Origin of the sequence: Paenibacillus sp. IHBB 3054 (assembly GCF_051594305.1) — a bacterium.
Lineage (GTDB): Bacteria > Bacillota > Bacilli > Paenibacillales > Paenibacillaceae > Paenibacillus_AQ.
The window spans coordinates 1-18228 of the sequence record NZ_JBOFBG010000022.1 but is presented as its reverse complement, the minus strand read 5'-3'; the positions used below and the strand labels follow the sequence as shown (position 1 = coordinate 18228).

The 18228-nt window shown below is 44.5% G+C and carries 11 protein-coding genes and 1 pseudogene; 5 read left to right on the top strand and 7 right to left on the bottom strand.

From position 1 onward, the window contains the following. The first annotated feature begins 2 nt into the window (after positions 1 to 2). Entirely contained in the window at positions 3 to 1448 is a 1446-nt protein-coding gene (gene gtfA, locus ACQ76X_RS21705; protein ID WP_438495884.1) for a sucrose phosphorylase, read from the top strand. 76 nt (positions 1449 to 1524) lie between these two features. On the opposite strand, the gene ACQ76X_RS21700 is transcribed toward gtfA, so the two are convergent. Beyond that, the gene (locus ACQ76X_RS21700) at positions 1525 to 1923 is read right to left on the bottom strand and encodes a hypothetical protein (RefSeq protein ID WP_438495883.1); all 399 of its coding nucleotides are present in this window, start codon (positions 1921 to 1923) and stop codon (positions 1525 to 1527) included. 318 nt (positions 1924 to 2241) lie between these two features. On the opposite strand from ACQ76X_RS21700, the gene ACQ76X_RS21695 reads away from it, so the two are divergent. From ACQ76X_RS21695 to ACQ76X_RS21685, 3 genes are read left to right on the top strand one after another with little or no spacing between them, the layout of a single operon-like run. Further along, complete coding sequence (locus ACQ76X_RS21695) at positions 2242 to 3594, top strand: outer membrane protein assembly factor BamB family protein (protein WP_438495882.1); 1353 nt, start codon at positions 2242 to 2244, stop codon at positions 3592 to 3594. A 52-nt stretch (positions 3595 to 3646) separates the two neighbouring features. Next, positions 3647 to 6733: an ATP-binding protein gene (locus tag ACQ76X_RS21690; RefSeq protein ID WP_438495881.1), complete on the top strand. Its 3087-nt coding sequence runs from the start codon at positions 3647 to 3649 to the stop codon at positions 6731 to 6733. 44 nt (positions 6734 to 6777) lie between these two features. Beyond that, a complete protein-coding gene (locus tag ACQ76X_RS21685; protein ID WP_438495880.1) occupies positions 6778 to 7920 on the top strand; it encodes a response regulator in 1143 nt (380 codons plus the stop codon). A 77-nt stretch (positions 7921 to 7997) separates the two neighbouring features. On the opposite strand, the gene ACQ76X_RS21680 is transcribed toward ACQ76X_RS21685, so the two are convergent. From ACQ76X_RS21680 to ACQ76X_RS21665, 4 genes are all read right to left on the bottom strand, one after another. Beyond that, positions 7998 to 12182, bottom strand: coding sequence for a collagen binding domain-containing protein (locus ACQ76X_RS21680; RefSeq protein ID WP_438495879.1), 4185 nt, complete (start codon positions 12180 to 12182; stop codon positions 7998 to 8000). Positions 12183 to 12606: 424 nt separating this feature from the next. Continuing rightward, positions 12607 to 13314 (bottom strand): DNA alkylation repair protein, encoded by a 708-nt coding sequence (locus ACQ76X_RS21675; RefSeq protein ID WP_438495878.1) that lies wholly within the window; start codon positions 13312 to 13314, stop codon positions 12607 to 12609. A gap of 146 nt (positions 13315 to 13460) precedes the next feature. Then, positions 13461 to 14438 (bottom strand): right-handed parallel beta-helix repeat-containing protein, encoded by a 978-nt coding sequence (locus tag ACQ76X_RS21670; protein WP_438495953.1) that lies wholly within the window; start codon positions 14436 to 14438, stop codon positions 13461 to 13463. 15 nt (positions 14439 to 14453) lie between these two features. Next, positions 14454 to 14849: a hypothetical protein gene (locus ACQ76X_RS21665; RefSeq protein WP_438495877.1), complete on the bottom strand. Its 396-nt coding sequence runs from the start codon at positions 14847 to 14849 to the stop codon at positions 14454 to 14456. Positions 14850 to 15478: 629 nt separating this feature from the next. Here ACQ76X_RS21665 and ACQ76X_RS21660 point away from each other — a divergent pair. Beyond that, positions 15479 to 16366: a hypothetical protein gene (locus ACQ76X_RS21660; protein WP_438495876.1), complete on the top strand. Its 888-nt coding sequence runs from the start codon at positions 15479 to 15481 to the stop codon at positions 16364 to 16366. Positions 16367 to 16479: 113 nt separating this feature from the next. On the opposite strand, the gene ACQ76X_RS21655 is transcribed toward ACQ76X_RS21660, so the two are convergent. Beyond that, the gene (locus ACQ76X_RS21655) at positions 16480 to 17583 is read right to left on the bottom strand and encodes an efflux RND transporter periplasmic adaptor subunit (RefSeq protein ID WP_438495875.1); all 1104 of its coding nucleotides are present in this window, start codon (positions 17581 to 17583) and stop codon (positions 16480 to 16482) included. Between the two features lie 89 nt (positions 17584 to 17672). Next, positions 17673 to 18228, bottom strand: a pseudogene (locus ACQ76X_RS21650) (hypothetical protein); the annotation flags it as partial.

Sequence of the window (18228 nt, the reverse complement as noted above, 5' to 3'; positions counted from 1 at the left end):
TTATGCAAATCAAAAATGAGGCCATGCTGATCACCTATGCCGATAGCTTGGGACGCAATTTACAAGAATTGAATGAAATATTGGACAAACATTTAAAAGGAGTGGTCGGCGGGGTCCATTTATTGCCCTTCTATCCTTCGTCCGGCGACCGCGGATTTGCACCCATGGATTACACCCAAGTGGATGAATCCTTTGGATCATGGTCTGAAGTGGAAGAGATGAGCGGGAAATTCTATATGATGTACGACTTTATGATCAATCACATTTCCAGACAGTCGCCTTATTTCCAGGATTTCCTGGATAAAAAAGAGGATTCGGAATATGCTGATCTGTTCATCCGCTATAAGGACTTCTGGCCAGGCGGCGAACCCACGGAAGCGGATGTAGATCTAATCTATAAACGCAAACCCCGTGCTCCGTACGCTGAAGTCACATTTAAAGACGGCACTACGGAGAAAGTCTGGTGCACCTTTGATGAGCAGCAAATTGACCTGGATGTGACAACAGAAACCACGAAGAAGTTTGTCCGGGACAATCTGACTTTACTCGCCGGAAAGGGAGCCTCGATTATCCGCCTGGATGCTTTCGCTTATGCTAACAAAAAGCTTGGAACGAACTGCTTTTTTGTAGAGCCGGAGATCTGGGAAATGCTTAAGTATTCCGAAGATATTTTAAATCCTACCGGTATCACCGTGCTGCCTGAAATTCATGAGCATTACAGCATTCAGTTGAAGATTGCCGAGCAGGGTTATTATGTCTACGATTTTGCGCTCCCGATGCTCGTGCTGCATGCGCTTTTCAGCGGGAAGGCCCATCGTTTGGTCCACTGGCTGCAGATTTGTCCGCGCAAACAATTCACCACCCTGGATACTCATGACGGCATCGGAGTGGTTGATGTGAAGGACTTATTATCAGATGAGGAAGCAGAAATGACCCGTGAACATCTCTACAGTCAAGGCGCCAATGTTAAGAAAATTTACAGTACGGAAGCATACAACAATCTCGATATTTATCAGATTAATTGCACTTATTATTCTGCACTCGGAAACGACGATCAGGCCTATCTACTGGCGAGGGCTCTTCAGTGTTTTGCACCGGGTATCCCGCAAATCTATTATGTAGGCTTGCTGGCCGGAGAGAATGATATTGAACTGCTGGAGAGCACGAAGGAAGGACGCAATATTAACCGGCACTATTACACCAAAGAGGAAATTGAGGTTGAGGCAGAACGCCCCGTTGTTCAAAAGTTGTTCCGGTTGCTGAAATTCAGAAACAGCTGCCCTGCCTTCAGTGGCGATATTGCAATTCAAGAGAAAAGCAGTCATGAGCTGGAAATCACGTGGAAACATCAAGCTAGTGAGGCAAAGCTTACAGCGAATCTACTGACCAAGCAGTTTACCATTCTCGCTAGAGAACAGGCAGCAGAGTGGACTGAGGTATTTGTGTAGGGTAGAATATAAACAACCAGCGCGCACGGATCGCATCCGTGCACGCTGGTTTATTTTTATATCCGATAAAATAAAATCAACTATCATACATCATGGAGCAGATGATAGAACGTTGAAGATCTAATTCTCTTTTTACAATTTTAAAAACTTCTTCCAGCGATGAGACAAACACTAAATCTTCTTGAGCGAAATAAGCTAGTGTTTCTTTTACACTCTCTTCGTACGTTATAAAATAAGGACTATCCTTACTTTGCAGGGTCTCTCGTGCAACTTTAATTAAGTCTATGTAATCAGCATATAGGCGCTCTCGGATTGATGCTGCATCTGCACTTAGGGGGCTCCAAGAATAAGCGCCTCCTTCAACAACTGCAGTTGAACCTTCAATAAAAGTTAATCCCGAATATTGGTTAACAAGTTCTTCATAACGTTTTTCAATCCCCAAATATGTCTGTACAAGGATGCTTACAGTACTCAAACAAACTTGCCTCCTATCTTAATAATTATATGAAGACAAGATTCTATTTCTTTTTTAAAAATGATCTCAAGAGCTTCATTTTAGCTGAATCAAGTATATATGTATTTAAAGTTTCTGTATATATATATGAATATTTTAATATTTGAAAAATAAGCTTTTTTCTCGGACCGTTGTTCCAATTGGATCTCTGCTCCCTGCAGAATTCAAATTTAACTCCCCCTCTATTTCAATGTAACTTTTTTACAAATAATAAGTCTATATAATAGAAGTTCCAGAATATGCACCGGTTACAATACATTTGAGGATGGAGGATTCACAATGGGAATGGAACAACATTTCAAGAAACTCAGTTGTGCTATCTGTGCAGCACTGATGCTGCCACTCGGAGCGGGTGGTGGAACAGCTCAGGCGGAAGAGGCGGCAGTAAGCACAAGCAACATCTATTACCAGCAAATACAGGCACCGTTGCTACAACATGCTTGGTCCCTGTCGATCGCTAAGCCCAAAGTGGTAGATAACCCGGAGCCGGTGACAGCTATCGCAGAGAACGGCAAGGTATTTATGCTGCAACCAAATGGCAAGCTGGCCGCATTGAAGGCAGCAACCGGCACCAAGCTCTGGGAATATGGCAGCCAGTTGGCTCAGCGAATGGTGTACAACAATGGCGCCATTTACGGAATGACCCAAGCGGGGGCGCTCTATAAGGTGAAAGAAGCAAATGGAAGCAAAGTTTGGTCCGCCATACTCGGCTACTCGGCTGCGGACAGCCTTACGGTAACCGGAGGAACGGTGTATGTAATCCAAGGGCAAAAAATGGCGGCTGTAGATGCCGCAACCGGCAAAACCAAATGGCAGATTGCCGAAGATCCAAATAATTACTACTCTGGCTCAAAACCGCTGGAGGCTGAGAGTGTTGTCACTAGAAATTATGCCGTATCCGGCGCACTCACCATGCCTCTGATCGCCGTATACGATAAATTGACCGGCACCAAGCTGTGGGAGGCTTCCAGACAGAAGGGTACGCTGGCCATAAAGGATGGCATTCTTTATTCGGAGTGCGAGTTATTCATGCTGGATGATGGCCCGGTGAACCGCAAAATCAAAATCGCCGCCTTCAATCTCCGGACCGGAGCACTCAAAGGAGAGCGGACCTACAGCTGGACGGACAATGCCGTAACGGACGGAATATATCACGGGGGCGGCTCTTATGGCTCCGCATTTCTTAACGGGAACGATCTGTACATTCACCAAGGGCAGCGCCTCGCTCTATACGATTTCAATAACTATGTACCCGGCGCAGAGCCGGTGAAGAAATGGGCACAGGAGAGATATGATCTGCGGACACCGCTTGGCCTGGTCCATCAGGACCGGATCTATTTCACCGATATCAACAGCCATGGTCTGATTGCCATGAAACTGAACACCGGACAATATATAAACTTCGATCAGGGAGAGAACGCTACGGTGCAAGCCGCTATATTCGGCAAGGGGGTTTATGTCGGACAGTCAGACGGACTGCTGCATGCCTATGACCTTATAAGCTCGAAACCCGTATTCACCGTCCATGCCGGATCACGCGAATTCGGTCCCCTGCTGAAGACCGGCGGTATGCTGCTGATTCAATCCGGGGGCAAGCTGCATGGGGTTAAACTGCCCGCCTCACTGAAATAGCCGGAGAACAAGAAGGTTCAGGCATATTGTCATGTCGAATGAGAGGTTCATTATGAAGAAAACTAAAATATGGATAATATCTACAATATTTATGGTCGTCTTAACCGGTTTACGTCTGGAATGGCTGCAATATAATCTGGCTGCAGACTATCCTGTTGCGGAACAAGGGGTACTGGATCTGCGGGGATGGGATTCTCTGACCGAACACTCTCTGCCGCTGAATGGCGAATGGGAATTCTATCCCGGTGTGCTCCCATTCAGGAATGGCAGTTCATTATCTGAACTTCAACCACCAAGCCAATGGATCCAAGTTCCGGCTACTTGGAATTTAAAGGATGATTTATATGGCAAGGGCAAGTATGGTTCCGGTACTTACCGCTTGAGGATTCTTCTGGACCCAGACAAGGGAGAGTCTTACGGCGTCCACATCACGAGGATAAAAAGTTCGTCAGAAGTATACATAAACCGTCAGCTGCTAGGTCACTCAGGACAGCCGGGAATGACCAAAGACAACTACACACCACTAGAAAAACCGTATACAATGTATTTTACAATAAAAGATCAGAGCGAAATTGAACTTATCATACAAGTCTCTAATTTTGACGGAATTCGTAGTGGCGGGATTGTTCATTCCGTTGAATTCGGACTGGAAAACGCACTTAGAAAAAACATAAAAATAAAAGAAAATGTGCTCTGGATTGCCTGTGTGGCTTATGCCCTTCATGCCCTCTACGGATTTTTGTTATATGTTTTAGGAGCCCGGAACAAGCAACTGATTTCTTTCTCAATGATGATGGTTTGTATTATTTTCGCTACGCTGCTAACCGATGCAAGGTTATTGTATAAGTGGCTTCCCTTCACCTATATCTGGGGACAAAAAATTGTCTATATCGTTATGCTGTCAGGTGCGTTTTTTTTGCAGCAATTGATTAAGGACAAGCTTCCTTCTTGGGTGCCCCACCGGGCGTTTCGAGTCTACAAGCTCCTGTGCTGCGTTGCAATTCTGGCGGTGTGCCTTCTGCCTTTACATCTTGTGAAGGGTCATGAAACCCTATATTTCGCTCTAATGTTCATTCCTTGCCTGCTTACTCCTTATGTGATGTACAGATCGACGGTCAAGCAGGTTTCGGATAATATTTTTCTGTTCCTAGCGGCTCTTGCTGCTGTCAGCAGTATGATTTGGCTTGTTATTTACGAAAAGGCCCGGATTGAGGTGCCCTCATATCCTTTCGACCTTATTATTGCGATGATTTGTATTGCAGCCTTTTGGTTCAAGCGCTTTATCGGGGTGTCACGGGACTCTCAGGAGCTGGCAGGTATACTGCAAAAGGCGGACAAACAAAAGGATGAGTTTCTGTTTACTGTGGCCCATGAACTACGTAATCCACTGCACGGTATGATTAACCTCTCAGAGTCGGTATTCGACAGAGAACAGAACAAGCTGGGGATAAACAGTGCTAACGACCTTCATTTGCTGGTCAAGGTTGGCCGGCGTATGTCTTATATGCTGAACGATCTGCTGGATATAGCCAGACTGAAGGAAAATCAGATTCATTTAAACTTTGAGGCTATTTCCGTACATGGCATTGCTTCAAGTGTTCTCGATATGCTTCGCTTTATGATAGAGGGCAAGCCTATTCAGTTGGTCAACTGTATACCGGCGGATTTCCCTTCAGTATTTGCTGATGAGTACAGATTGAATCAAATTCTGTTCAATCTTTTACATAACGCTATAAAGTACTCCGAAGCAGGCGAGGTTTCAGTGTATGCCGAAATTAAAGGCGAATGGGCGAGCATTTCGGTTGCAGATACGGGGATGGGGATGGATTCTGAAACAATGAGTAGAGTATTCGAGGCGTACGTTCAGGCACCTTTAGACTCGACTTCATTCAGGGGGGGAGTTGGCCTGGGGCTTAACATATGCAAACAACTTGTTGAAATGCATGGTGGAACGATAGAGGTACGATCGGAGATCAATATCGGCTCTATTTTTACTTTCACATTAAAGCTTGATACAGATGGAGCTGATGGAAAGCTACCTGAACTGGTACCTGAAGCTCCAGATAATACAGCTGTAAACAATGATGTTAGAGCTTCTCTCGACACGAGCTCTCCTTACACAGAGCTAAATCTCACTTCACCTACTGACAGGATACAATTGATGGTTGTTGATGATGATCCTGTTAATCTAAATGTGCTAAAGTCAATTTTTGCGAATGAGCATTATGATCTGTTTTCAGCAATCAACGGTGTAGAAGCACTAGCGCTGCTGGAAACAGGCGTATGGGACCTAATCATTTCCGATGTAACCATGCCGATAATGTCCGGTTACGAACTGACTGCACGAATTCGCGAACGTTTTTCTATCGCAGAGCTTCCAGTCCTTCTCTTGACGGCCAGTAATCGAGAAAAGGATATTGAAGCAGGATTCCGGTCCGGGGCAAATGACTATGTAACCAAACCAGTGAATGCAACCGAACTGAAATCCAGAGTAAGATCGCTGACAAATCTCAAAAAATCGGTAAATGAAGGATTGCGTATGGAAGCAGCATTGCTGCAGGCTCAAATCAAACCTCATTTCCTGATCAATACGTTTAATGCAGTATCTGCTCTCAGTAAGATTGACCGGGGAAAAATGGATGATTTAATCGATGAACTCACCAACTATTTTAGGCTTGGCATAGATTTTCAAAACTCTGACCGCCTAGTAACACTTGATCGGGAGCTTAGTCTTATTCGTTCCTATCTGTATATCCAGCAAAAGAGATTCCAGGATAGGCTTCAGGTGGTATGGGAGATCGACGATAACATACAAGTCCAAATTCCTCCTTTGACTATTCAACCGCTTGTAGATAATGCCGTTACCCATGGCATATTAAAGAGGCCTGAGGGCGGGGAAGTACGAATTAGAGTAGCCGATATTGGCCAGGCTATCGAGATTTCCGTTTCCGATAATGGTATGGGGATTGATGAAGAAACCCTCAAACATATTCTAGATATAAAGACAAACAGCCGAACGGGTATTGGTCTGTTAAATACCGACCGGCGGTTAAAACGATTTTGTGGAAGTACGCTGAGAGTACAGAGCGTAGTCGAATCAGGGACTGTGGTCTCATTCAGTTTGGCGAAAAAACTTTAAGTCAGCTGAAATAACTTATTTTGTAAATAGGTGGTGGAATGACAATGATTCAAGCTTTGCTTGTAGACGATGAGCATCTGGCCCTAATGAATCTGGAACTGATGCTGAAGGAAATGCCCATGGTTAACGTTATCGGTGCTTACACTGATCCAGCCAAGGCTGTACAAGCATCTGCACAGTTGAATCCAGACGTCATATTTCTGGATATCGAAATGCCGGGACTGAACGGCATGATGGCTGCAGAGCTGCTGCAAATACAGTGTCCGCGAACCAAGATAGTCTTTTTGACCGCCTATAATAACTATGCTGTGGGTGCTTTTGAGTTGAATGCGCTGGATTATTTGTTGAAGCCTGTAAAGCTGGAGCGATTGCTCAAAACCATTCAGCGTCTTGAGGAGCAAAAGGTCGAGGAATCTGCCGATAAGCACGAAAATAAAACCGTGATCCGTAGTTTTCAGTCGCTCCGGTTCCAGCGTTGCGGACAGCCGCTTCCAAGTATCCGCTGGCGCACCTCAAAGTCTCAGGAATTATTCGCTTATTTACTACATAACCGCAACCGTTTCGTCGGAAAAAATCATCTCATTGAGATGTTATGGCCCAATATCTCATACAAGAAGGCTTCCACTTTACTGTACACAACAATTTACCAGGTGCGGAATTGTTTGAAACAAGCTGAAATTGATCTGCAAATCAACAGTGTCAGTACCGAAGGAGGATATATCCTAGAGACAGACAACTTACTTATCGACGTTATGGAATGGGAAAAAGGCATTCAGGCGCTCCCCGCCATTAATCACGATAATTATGCGGAACATCAGCGGTTATTTGATTTTTATGCAGGAGACTATCTGGGGGATTATGATTATTTATGGGCGGAAAGTGAACGGCAGCGATTAAGATCCATCTGGCTGCATCATGCAATGGGCATGGCGGAGTTCTGCACCAGTAGCGATAAAATCCCCGAGGCGCTTACTGTATACCAGCGGGTTGTTCAGATGTATCCCTATTTCGAACAGGCCCATTTCGGACTAATGAAAGTTTATAACAGCATTGGAGAACGCGCGGCAGTCGAGGAGCGCTACAATCTGCTAGCAGAGCTGCTTAACAGAGATCTCAGCATCGGTCCCCCGGCAGAAATAACAAACTGGTATGAAGAATGGAAGCAGCTTAATTTAAGAAAGCTATAGTCTTCTTTTCCTCACAAAACATACAAAGACACCCGCTCTTCAGCTGGGTGTCTTCGTATTTTCCAATGAGTTCTCAATTATTTATTGCGTGTCTTATATCTTCTGGAGAGTCCTGCACCCAGAATAACCAAGACAACTCCGGTCAAATAAAACAATAGTGGACTTTCTTCTCCGGTCTGAGGCAGCCTGTTTGGCACGTCTTGATTTTCAGGCTTTTGCAGTGTGCCTGTAGGCACTTCATCGACCAGAATCTCAATCTCGACCTCCTCGGAGTTCCCATCCTCATCGGTAATGATAATCGTAAACTTGTCTTTTCCGGTAAAGCCGTGGTCAGGCACATATTTCCACTTGCCATCAGGTTTAAGCACTATTGTCCCATGTTCAGGATCACTTCCGATACTTGGTATGCCGCCAAGCGGAATTTCCCCTTCAATCGGTATTTCTTTCAATGTGCTGACCTCGGTCCGCTGCGGAGCAGGTGTGATGGCAGGTTGGGTCGGAACCGACGACGGTACTGTAGAAGGTACGACCGACGGGGTCGCCGTTGATGTCGGAGGTGCCGATTCCGTTGGCGTTGGCGCTACCGTTGGTGTTGGTGTCACGGTCGGCGTCTGTGGTTCCGCCGGTGTCGGCGGTGCCGGTTCCGTTGGCGATGGTGCTACCGTTGGCGATGGTGCTACCGTTGGTGTCACGGTCGGTGTCGGCGTCTGTGGTTCCGCCGGTGTCGACGGTGCCGGTTCCGTTGGCGATGGTGCTACCGTTGGTGTTGGCGTCGGCGCCACCGTTGCTGTCGGCGTCGGCGTTGGTGTTGGTGTCGGTATTGGTGTCGGCGTCGGTGTTGGTGTCGGTGTCGGCGTTGCTGTCGGCGTCGGCGTTGGTGTCGGTGTCGGCGTTGGTGTCGGCGTCAGCGTTGGTGTTGGTGTTGGTGTTGGTGTTGGTGTTGGTGTTGGTGTTGGCGTCGGCGTTGGTGTTGGTGTTGGTGTCGGTGTCGGCGTTGGTGTTGGCGTCGGCGTTGGTGTTGGTGTTGGTGTTGGTGTTGGCGTCGGCGTCGGCGTCGGCGTTGGTGTCGGCGTTGGTGTCGGCGTCGGTGTCGGTGTCGGTGTCGGCGTCGGCGTTGGTGTTGGTGTTGGCGTTGGTGTTGGTGTTGGTGTTGGTGTTGGTGTCGGCGTTGGTGTTGGTGTCGGTGTCGGCGTTGGTGTCAGCGTTGGTGTCGGCGTCGGTGTCGGTGTCGGCGTCGGCGTCGGCGTTGGTGTTGGCGTTGGTGTTGGTGTCGGCGTCGCAGCTTTTTTGTTGGTAATCTGTTGCTCTACGCCTGTTGTCGAATTAATCGTGACCCTATGAGGTTTGGTATCCAGCAGATAGCCACCGGGTGCTGTTTTTTCGATCACAGCATAATTCCCCCCGATCAGTTTAGTGAATTCCAGCTTACCCTCTGCGTCCGTTACACCCTCACTGATCCAAACCATCTCATCATCAAATACACGGAACAGATCAAAGGCTGCACCGCTTAACTTCTTGCCAGGATCACTGTAATCCATTTTAATGATGCGTAAAGGTCCTCTGACACCGTTGCCTGTGCCGGAGCCGCTTGAAAGCTTGACCGTGATTTCCTGGTTACTCTCATTCGTAATTTCTTTTGCATTTTTACCTCCGAAGCTTACTTTGTTGCTGACCTTTTCATTGTTTTGTGCAGTGATCAGCGACTGGTATTTCAGAATGTACGCCTCCGAAATATCCTTCGCAAACTTCAGTGTGAAACTTTCCTTCCCGTCGCTGTCTTTTAGAAGAGTCAGCGTATAATCCGAATCTTTCTCCAGTTCCTCCCCGGTTGGACTAATCGTTCCATCGCTGGAAACCGTTGTTTTGTAGAGATGAAATGTGCTGCTGAGCAGGATTTGGTTCTCACTCGGGATGTCCTTAATCACAGCATCTTTAACAAGTGACTGGTTGCGGTTGATGTTGATGGACCAGTCAATTTTATTGCCGTTTTGGGTCCCCGTCTTGTTGATATATTCTCCCCCTTGAGGGATATTGACGGAGGCGCTCAAGTCTGCGGACTCCTTCGTTGTGTCGTTATACAATACAGCCGTATTGTCAACCTTATTCAGATCAATGGCCTGGTCGGCAAACGATGTTTGGAAGGAAACATAAAACGCATAACTGATCTCCTTGTTAAAGCTTATTTTCAGCTTGCCACTATCCATTACTACTACATAGTCATCTTTACTTATATTGGAGCTTGTGGATGGATTCCCATTCGCACCGTAAACCCATTTGAAGACCTTAACCGATCCCATATCGACGATCTGTCCGCCGGCAATGGTATCCTCCAAAACGGCGTTAGCCAGCGTCTTCATATTGTAGTTAGCACCAATATTCCAGGTAATTCTCTTTGTAGTTGCATCATAAGAACCGCTCTTGAGTCCGTTGTTCTTCACTTCATCTCTTGGGTTTAAGGTAGAAGTCACCGTTTTCCCGCTTGGAGTCGCTGCTCCATTCTCGTACCATTCCAGCCCGGCAGTGTTGATAAATCTGTCTTTGCCTGCGGACAGCCAATCATAATTGAATGTTGTGGTATAAGAAATTACATAGGGTTCGGAGATCGGATCATCAAAGGTAATGGTAAAGCCGTCATTCGCAGCTGCAGGATCATGTGCTGTGTAGACCACATCATTACTGACTGCAGCGCCGCCGCCAATAGGTTGAATCACAAGCGAACCCTTAACAAGTTTTAGCCCCGCATTGCTGAATGTATCCTTAACAATCAGGTCGTTCATAATTTTGGAATCCTTGTTAACGGTTATCGTCCATTTTACAGTCTTGTTCAAATAATCAATATTGCTGTAGTTCTTAAATAGAATTTGCTGACTTATACCTTGTGATGCCGATACAGTTTCTCCATTGTAAGTCACTTTATTGGTAATCGTATCATTGTCAAAGACACGATTCTTCGCTTTCGTCTGATACTCGATCCGGTAGGCAGACTTAACGTTATTGTTAAATTTCATTTCAATATCATAGGTGCTTGCAGTTACAGAGGTGGTTATCGTGTAATCAGTCTCAGGTAGCGGCGTACCACCCTTTACTACATTTCCATTAGGCTCAATCGTAACCGGGAATACCTTTAGCGAGCTTGGGATGAGCTCCTGGGTAGCATTCAAGGAATCCTTCAGTACTGCATTGCTTGCCGGGATCAATTTTTGATTGTAATTGTATTCTATCACCCAGGAAAGAGTCTGACTGGCCGCATCGTAGCCTGAGCCTACTGACATTTTGTTCAGTGGTTTTCCCCTTCCCGCCGTTACAGTGACAGTAGATTCCTTGGAGAATCCGTTACCTCCACTAAAAACTGCAGTATTGGCATAGCTGGTAGCATCGGCACCTGCACTTGTAATATCCGTAACGAATTCAATTCGGTATGCCTTGGTCATCGGACTCTCTGTGAATTTCAAGTTCAATTCATCCGGAGTTGAAGACGTACGATCATATTTGCTGCCGTCAAGTGTATTGCCCACTGTGACCGAACCATCCAGATTCACATCAAGTTCATGTACCAGGATTGAAGCCGTATCAAGCGACAACCCGTCCAGAATGTCATCCTTCACAGCTGCATTTCCCACACAATCCAATGCCTTGTTCACATCTACGGTCCAGGCAATTTGCGTCGGATTGTAGAACTGCGGAAGAGGAGTGCCTTTCTTCTCTATAGTTGAACCAACTTTCGGCTTGAACTGCAGTTCAATGATCTGAGTACCGCCATGGATCGGAAAAGTCAGAAGCTGCTTGGATGAGCCATGGATTTTCTTCGAGCTGAGAAGGGACTGGACCTTAAACGTACCACCTACTTGGTCATGTTTTTCAATATAATCATTGAATGTGAAGATAACATGATTGTTGTCTTTATTGACCGTATAAGTGCCGACGGATTCGCCTTCTAACAGAAGATCTCCGTTCAGATCGTTGTAAAGTTCAAACTGCCCGGGAAGATCAAACTCAAATGTCGATCCCGCCTCGTACCCATGTCCATCAGCAAGCGCCCATGTATAGTTCAGCTCGGTAAAGGAGTCAAGCTGATATACATTTCCCGTCACGGTCTCCGTGTAATTATCATCGGTGTACACAGCTAGAGTAACGCTTGTGATCAACTGATCTGCAATATTTTTTGGCTCTGCGTACACGCGGTCATTAAACCCAAAGCTGTAGGTCCACTGCGTTAACAGTAGAATAACAATTAGACAGATATTTAACTTCCTTCTTATCACTTGTGAACTGTCCTCCATTTCGTAAAGTCCCTCTTTTACTGATAGCCGCGTCTCAATGAGACTATTCATTCCCGTGATTACCCCGTTACACTCCATCCCCCCTTGTCCCTTTGACCTCCACAAGGACCCAACTGCATAGATGCTGGTACTGTAATAGTAAATTCCCGGTATGGACAATTTCTGAACATTTCCCCAAAATACAATTAAAAACTTTCATTTTCCGACAAACGCCAACCATTCATCTTTACGTCGCTTCCTTCCGAAACGACAAATAACCGCATAAAAGGGATACCTCCGCGCCATTTCATAGTACGCGGGGCATCCCTTTCAACGGTGAATGATACATAGCCATAAATCTGTCGGTGTACAGTTCAGACTAGTCAAGGAAACTAGCCTGCAATTCCTTTTCCGGTGAGACAGGCGGTCAGCATCTTACATGCTTGCGTTTAAACCCAACCCGACCTTTGCCGACTGCCTGTTGAATATTTTCATAAGCGTGAATAAATTTGCTTTTGGCCTTATCCTTATTGACTTCTACCGGGCCTACGGCCCTTGCGGTCTCACACGCCTGATCATGAAGCGGCAGATAGGATACCGCCACGGTGTATAAAAAGTTGTTCATCGCGTATTTGGTGCGTTCCGGCGATTCATGAATCGTTTTTTTCACAAGCTCAAGCATACCGGCAATTTTGCTTTCGGAAAATTCATCGTCCGGCCGGTTGCCGAGCAGCCAGCAGTAACAGTTCCAGCCCCCTGACATTCTCAGCTCCTCACCGCTCGCGATCCATTTATCAGCAACCTCTTGCGCAATATCCGCTTCTGCCAAAGTTACTGCAACTACAAAATCGGACAACATATAAAAATAAGCCGCATCCATCCACCGGTCATAATCGGCTTCTGTCATTGCATTGGGGTCGGCAATAATGCCGGCAAAATACATGGCGTCGTAATTCCCTGTCGCGTATAGCTGCTCAGCCAGTGGCTGATTTATTTTGGTTTTCCTAAAGATAGGCTTCATTGCGCCGGTGGCCACGCCAAAAAGCGGTTCCTGCGCGCCATTCGAGCTGTATATTTTCTTGGTTCGTTCCTTGCCGAGCGCCTCAAGCTCCTGCATGACCATCTCTGCATTCATTGTTTAACACTTCCTTTTTTACTGGATACAGAAAGTGTACTTCACAGATCCCCCTATCGCAAGCTTGTCCCCTTGAAAAACATTAACAAAAAAAGCTTGTAGATTCGCGTCTACAAGCTGAAGCTGCTTAATGCTTCTCTTCTGGTTCATACTATTGGGGTTAAGCTGCTTATTGGTTGTAATTCAGAAGTCAAAATTCGTTGTGTTGGCAATAAGTTCCCGCTGATATCTCTTGGCCAAACGGATATATGAACGGCGTCAGTATCTATGATATCGAATTGGAACTCATATTCCTCAAAATCAGAAACAAAATATATTTTTTGAATTTTGGTACTTGGATCGAGGTTAAATATCTCATGCACATAAGGAGTTTTAGGGCCAGCAGTTCCCATAAAGAAACCTCTGATCTCAATAGCGGCCACTGTTAATGGATCATTGTTAAGGATATCCACAATAATCGTTTGAACATTTGAGCCATTCCTTTGAATTGGCCCGGTCGAAAGCATGTTGCCCGGTATCGTTTGCTGATCCGTTGGATCTGCCGTTAAGAATGGTGTGATTTCTGCTACCGCATCAGGATCGATCACAGTATCACCAGTCCCAATTGGAGCAGGACCGCTTGCACTTCCCCACCAGTTATTTGTAGCATCTAATCTTCGGTCTGGCGGAGTCGTACCATAAGAACCCGCACTAATATTTAGCCCTGCGACCACATTTCCCTGGATACTGTTGAGCTTAGCCCGTATGTTGGTATTATCATCAGGATCGAAAATGTTATTTACACTAATTCCATTTGAAATACTATTGTGCAGGATGTTGCTTTCAATCTCTGTCCGGTCGCTGCCGCCGGCGATGAAGATTGAACTTCCCTGAGTATTTAGCATTGTATTGTTTGTGATTTTGACATTTGTGGTGTTCGTAAGAGCAATCGAATTGTCCTGAACCATTAAATTGTTGGCGATAATTATGTCTTGCTGAACTCCTGGTGTTAGACCTGCGAAGTTTATTGAAGCATTTGAATGAGTACCTTGAAACTTGTTATTGTCAATAAAAACATTAACGGAAGCCTGATCTGTGTAAATACCATTTCCTGTGGCCGCACCTGGCTGATTATTACTCTGGATTAAGTTATACCTTGCTTATGAAAAGGTTAACCCAGAGGAGTTAAAATAGAGTCCGATCACATTGTTTTGGATAATATTATTGAATATCCAATACCCTGAGAAAAGCGGACTTGTTGTGATTCCCGGGCCTGCTGAGTTGTTTTGTACTGTAAACCCATCAATGACCACGTTGTCGGCAACCACTTGAATAACTCCGCTAGCATTGGTACTCGTTATAGTGGATTCCGCAAGAGGGAATCTGGACCGTGCATCTACCCCCGATTGAGCCCCGTGTAACTGAATCGTTTTGTTCACGACAAGGGTTTCATTATATACACCTGGGGCAACTTGAATCGTATCAAATTCACTGGCTGCGGCGATCGCTGCAGCGATCGTCGGGAAATCAGCCGGCACAAGAATTTCATTTGCCATTCAATATCCACCTCCTACTATAAAGTATGATAATCTAGTAGAATTGATTGGACAAAAATCCTTGTAAGCAAATTCCCCGACTCGCTTGACGCTGCAGTAAACTATTCTGTAAAGTTATATAATGTGATTAATTGTAAATTGGGACGGTGTATATTAATGAAAAAGGATCGTTGGGGAATATTTATATGTATAGTAATCATCTTAGAAATTATTGATGTGTTCTATAGTTTAATATTTAAACAGTCTATAGAATGGTTTTCTTTGATTGTCTTAACTCTCCTTTTATTTTTTATTCTTACTTCTTATAAAAGTAAAGACAGAAAAAATGATTAAATATCACTACTGCCAATTGATATTCTTATGAGATGGTAAATTCCGAGACACAAGTGTCGTTATACTTAGAGCTTAGATTGACTTCTAATATGGTGAACGTAAGCACACTTTTGTTCTCCAGATAAGCGGAGACGGATTTACCATACCCCGGAAAAACCTTCAAGCTGCTAACCTCAGTTTTTTTTGGGGAAGCTGATCGTTCAAAGCATTACCCAAAAATAAAGCTATTGACTTCCACCCCCATATACACTAGTACTTGACAGCCATATGCTATAGTAAAAATAAAAGGTGAAGGTATGGAACGTAATAAAGTAATAAAAGACAAAGTTAATGAAGAGGATAACAAAGTATTTGCTTTAATAAGCAATTATTTAAATGATAAACCTGACTTCATAAGCAAAGAAGAAATTGATGAGATTGTTAAATATGGTGTATCTATCGAATATGCGTTTAATGTAATATTTGCAGCTGCTTTAGGACTAGATATTGTTGATAAGGTTGATGATGCAGACTTATTCAACAAATATTTCAATAAGATGTCTCATAAACTGGATGCCAATGAGTATTATAACAATTCGTATTTTAAGAACATTAAGATACCAACAATAAAAAAAGGCAATAGTGAACTAAAATATGAAAAATACAAACCTTACGAGGTCTTTGTTTGTAATGACATAATCACAACACGAGAAGGAAGACAAATTCCACAGATTGGTTTCTTTGAAACTGAATTCATATTCCCAGCAATTCTAGAGAATAATAGAATCTGGATGACCATTACACCGAATGAAATAGAAACCATGAAAGAAGCTGTTGCCAAGGCATTTGGTCATGTGCTTACTTTTGGACTGGGGCTTGGTTATTATGCCTATATGATCTCAGAAAAAGATCAGGTTGAAAGTATTACGATTGTTGAAAGCAATGAAGATGTTATTCAATTATTTAGTAAATGTATATTACCACAATTCAAAAATACTCAAAAAATAAAGATTATCAAAGCAGATGCCTTTGAATATGCACAAGAAGATATGTCTAAGGGGAATTATGATTTTGTCTTTACGGATTTATGGCATGATGTTTCTGATGGAATTGATATGTATTTAAGTATGAAAGAGCATGAAAAACAAAGTCCATCAACTGTATTTATGTATTGGATAGAAAAATCTATTTTGTGCTATCTATAACTATGTAACTTGATTCTAACGCAGCATCAGCGTCCGACGACGGCTACCTTTTCACGTTCATCCAAAATGTCCAGGTTAGACGTCGTCGGCTTCCGAGCCGAGGATTTCTCAATCTACTGAAGAACTACAGTGTCTCCAGCCTTCAGTCCAGACAGCACTTCAACCTTATCAGTTGTTTCCAATCCGATTTTTATTTCTTTTCGTTCTATTTTTCCGTTACCTTTATCCAGCATAACATAAGAAAGGTCTCCTTCATGAATGACAGCAATGTTGGAAAGCACAGTGACATTTTCTTTACGTATGATCTCAATCTCACCGTTCAAGCTAAGACCGCCGATCAAAAGCTCATTCGGCTCAAGCGAAATGACTACTTCGAACTGAGGAGGCTGAGTAGAAGCACTCTCTTTACCTGATGTAGCTTTTGCAAATTTAGAAACTTTCACCACTTCTCCTGACAACTTAACATCCTTGGAAGCGGTCATTTTGACCGTAACCTTCATGCCAGCCTTAATGCGGAATACTTCCTGTTCCCCCACAAGAGCTATAAACGCCAGTTTGTTCAAATCCACAATTTTCCCAATATACTGGTTATCCGTAACTAATTGTGGGAGTTCACTATTGTTTTCGAACAAGAAAATCCCAGAAGAAGGGGCCTGATAACTCGCCGATTGGATCTTTTTCTTCTTCTCTGCAATCTCCTGCGCTTGAATATCTGCATTCACCTTATTTAGGTCTTCGCTAATTCGTCCTGTCTCCTGTGTAGCCAAACTCTTTAGCCGTTCTGCTTCGGATGCACCAACTGTGATCGTCTCATCATTCTGCTGGCTAACAAATGAATTTAGTTCAGCTTCCAGCTTCGCCTTGCGACTAGTCGCCTCTTGAGATGCGATTTCATTCTTGAGTGTGCTGGTATCAAGGGTATACAGCAGCTCCCCCTTCTTCACTTGATCGCCGTTCTTTACTTTCCAGTTTGTCACCTTGGAGGCAAAGGGAGCATACACAAGGGTCTCGTGCTCATATTTGGATGTCCCTTTAACTTGTACGGATTGAGTAATCGTTTCTTGAGTAACCGGAATAGTAATAGCCTCCATCGGCGGTACTTCGCTCACTACTTCCTCTGCCTTGTTAAAAACCTTTGCATACAACAAGTAACCTGCGGCAGCGATGACCGCTATGATAATAACCCACTTTATAATTTTCTTAATGTTGCTGTTCATCACTTTGGCTTCCTTTCAATTAAAAGTGGATAATTATATTTAACCTTCCATTGTCATTTAGCGTTGGCATCTTTCACATTAGTTATCAGCTAGCGGTCGATGAACAGGTTGAAAACCTGGCCCCCAAGCTCCTGCCGCTCGCCTTGAAATTCATCAAATAAAGTTAATTTGTAAGTGCCGCTCTTGAGCTTCATGTACAGATTTTTACTGAAGGACATCGAGAAGGTATTGCTCTTGCCTTCTGTCAGATCTGTACCTATAGTCAGCACTTTATCCTGTGTTACGCCAAAGGGATCAGTCATTCTAAGCACAAGCTTATGTTCCAAATCGCCACTGTCGATGCTGTTATCCCGGGTCAGATCATAGGTCATTACGATGTTGATGGTGTCGTTTAGTTCCAAAAGTCTGCCTTCCGAATTGATGACCGATAAATTATAGGGGAAGAACGTGATCTTCGTTAAATTGCTTGCCGGTGCAGTGGTTTTAGGTGTGAGCAGCAGGGCGCTTGCATTAACAAAGCCGGTAGCCTCTTGTCCGCTCTCACTTAACTTGTTTCCTGTCACCCCGGAGCCTAATACCAGTGAGATGTCATCGGCACTTACCGTCTTCGGCAGCTTCGCCCAGAATGAAACCAACTGCATACCG

What these genes read in the sequence shown, in the direction of transcription:
- ACQ76X_RS21685 (WP_438495880.1), top strand. Translation starts at nt 6,778, where the DNA reads ATGATTCAAGCTTTGCTTGTAGACGATGAGCATCTGGCCCTAATGAAT.
- ACQ76X_RS21655 (WP_438495875.1), bottom strand. Translation starts at nt 17,583, where the DNA reads ATGAACAGCAACATTAAGAAAATTATAAAGTGGGTTATTATCATAGCG.
- ACQ76X_RS21660 (WP_438495876.1), top strand. Translation starts at nt 15,479, where the DNA reads ATGGAACGTAATAAAGTAATAAAAGACAAAGTTAATGAAGAGGATAAC.
- ACQ76X_RS21690 (WP_438495881.1), top strand. Translation starts at nt 3,647, where the DNA reads ATGAAGAAAACTAAAATATGGATAATATCTACAATATTTATGGTCGTC.
- gtfA (WP_438495884.1), top strand. Translation starts at nt 3, where the DNA reads ATGCAAATCAAAAATGAGGCCATGCTGATCACCTATGCCGATAGCTTG.
- ACQ76X_RS21675 (WP_438495878.1), bottom strand. Translation starts at nt 13,314, where the DNA reads ATGAATGCAGAGATGGTCATGCAGGAGCTTGAGGCGCTCGGCAAGGAA.
- ACQ76X_RS21695 (WP_438495882.1), top strand. Translation starts at nt 2,242, where the DNA reads ATGGGAATGGAACAACATTTCAAGAAACTCAGTTGTGCTATCTGTGCA.
- ACQ76X_RS21665 (WP_438495877.1), bottom strand. Translation starts at nt 14,849, where the DNA reads ATGGCAAATGAAATTCTTGTGCCGGCTGATTTCCCGACGATCGCTGCA.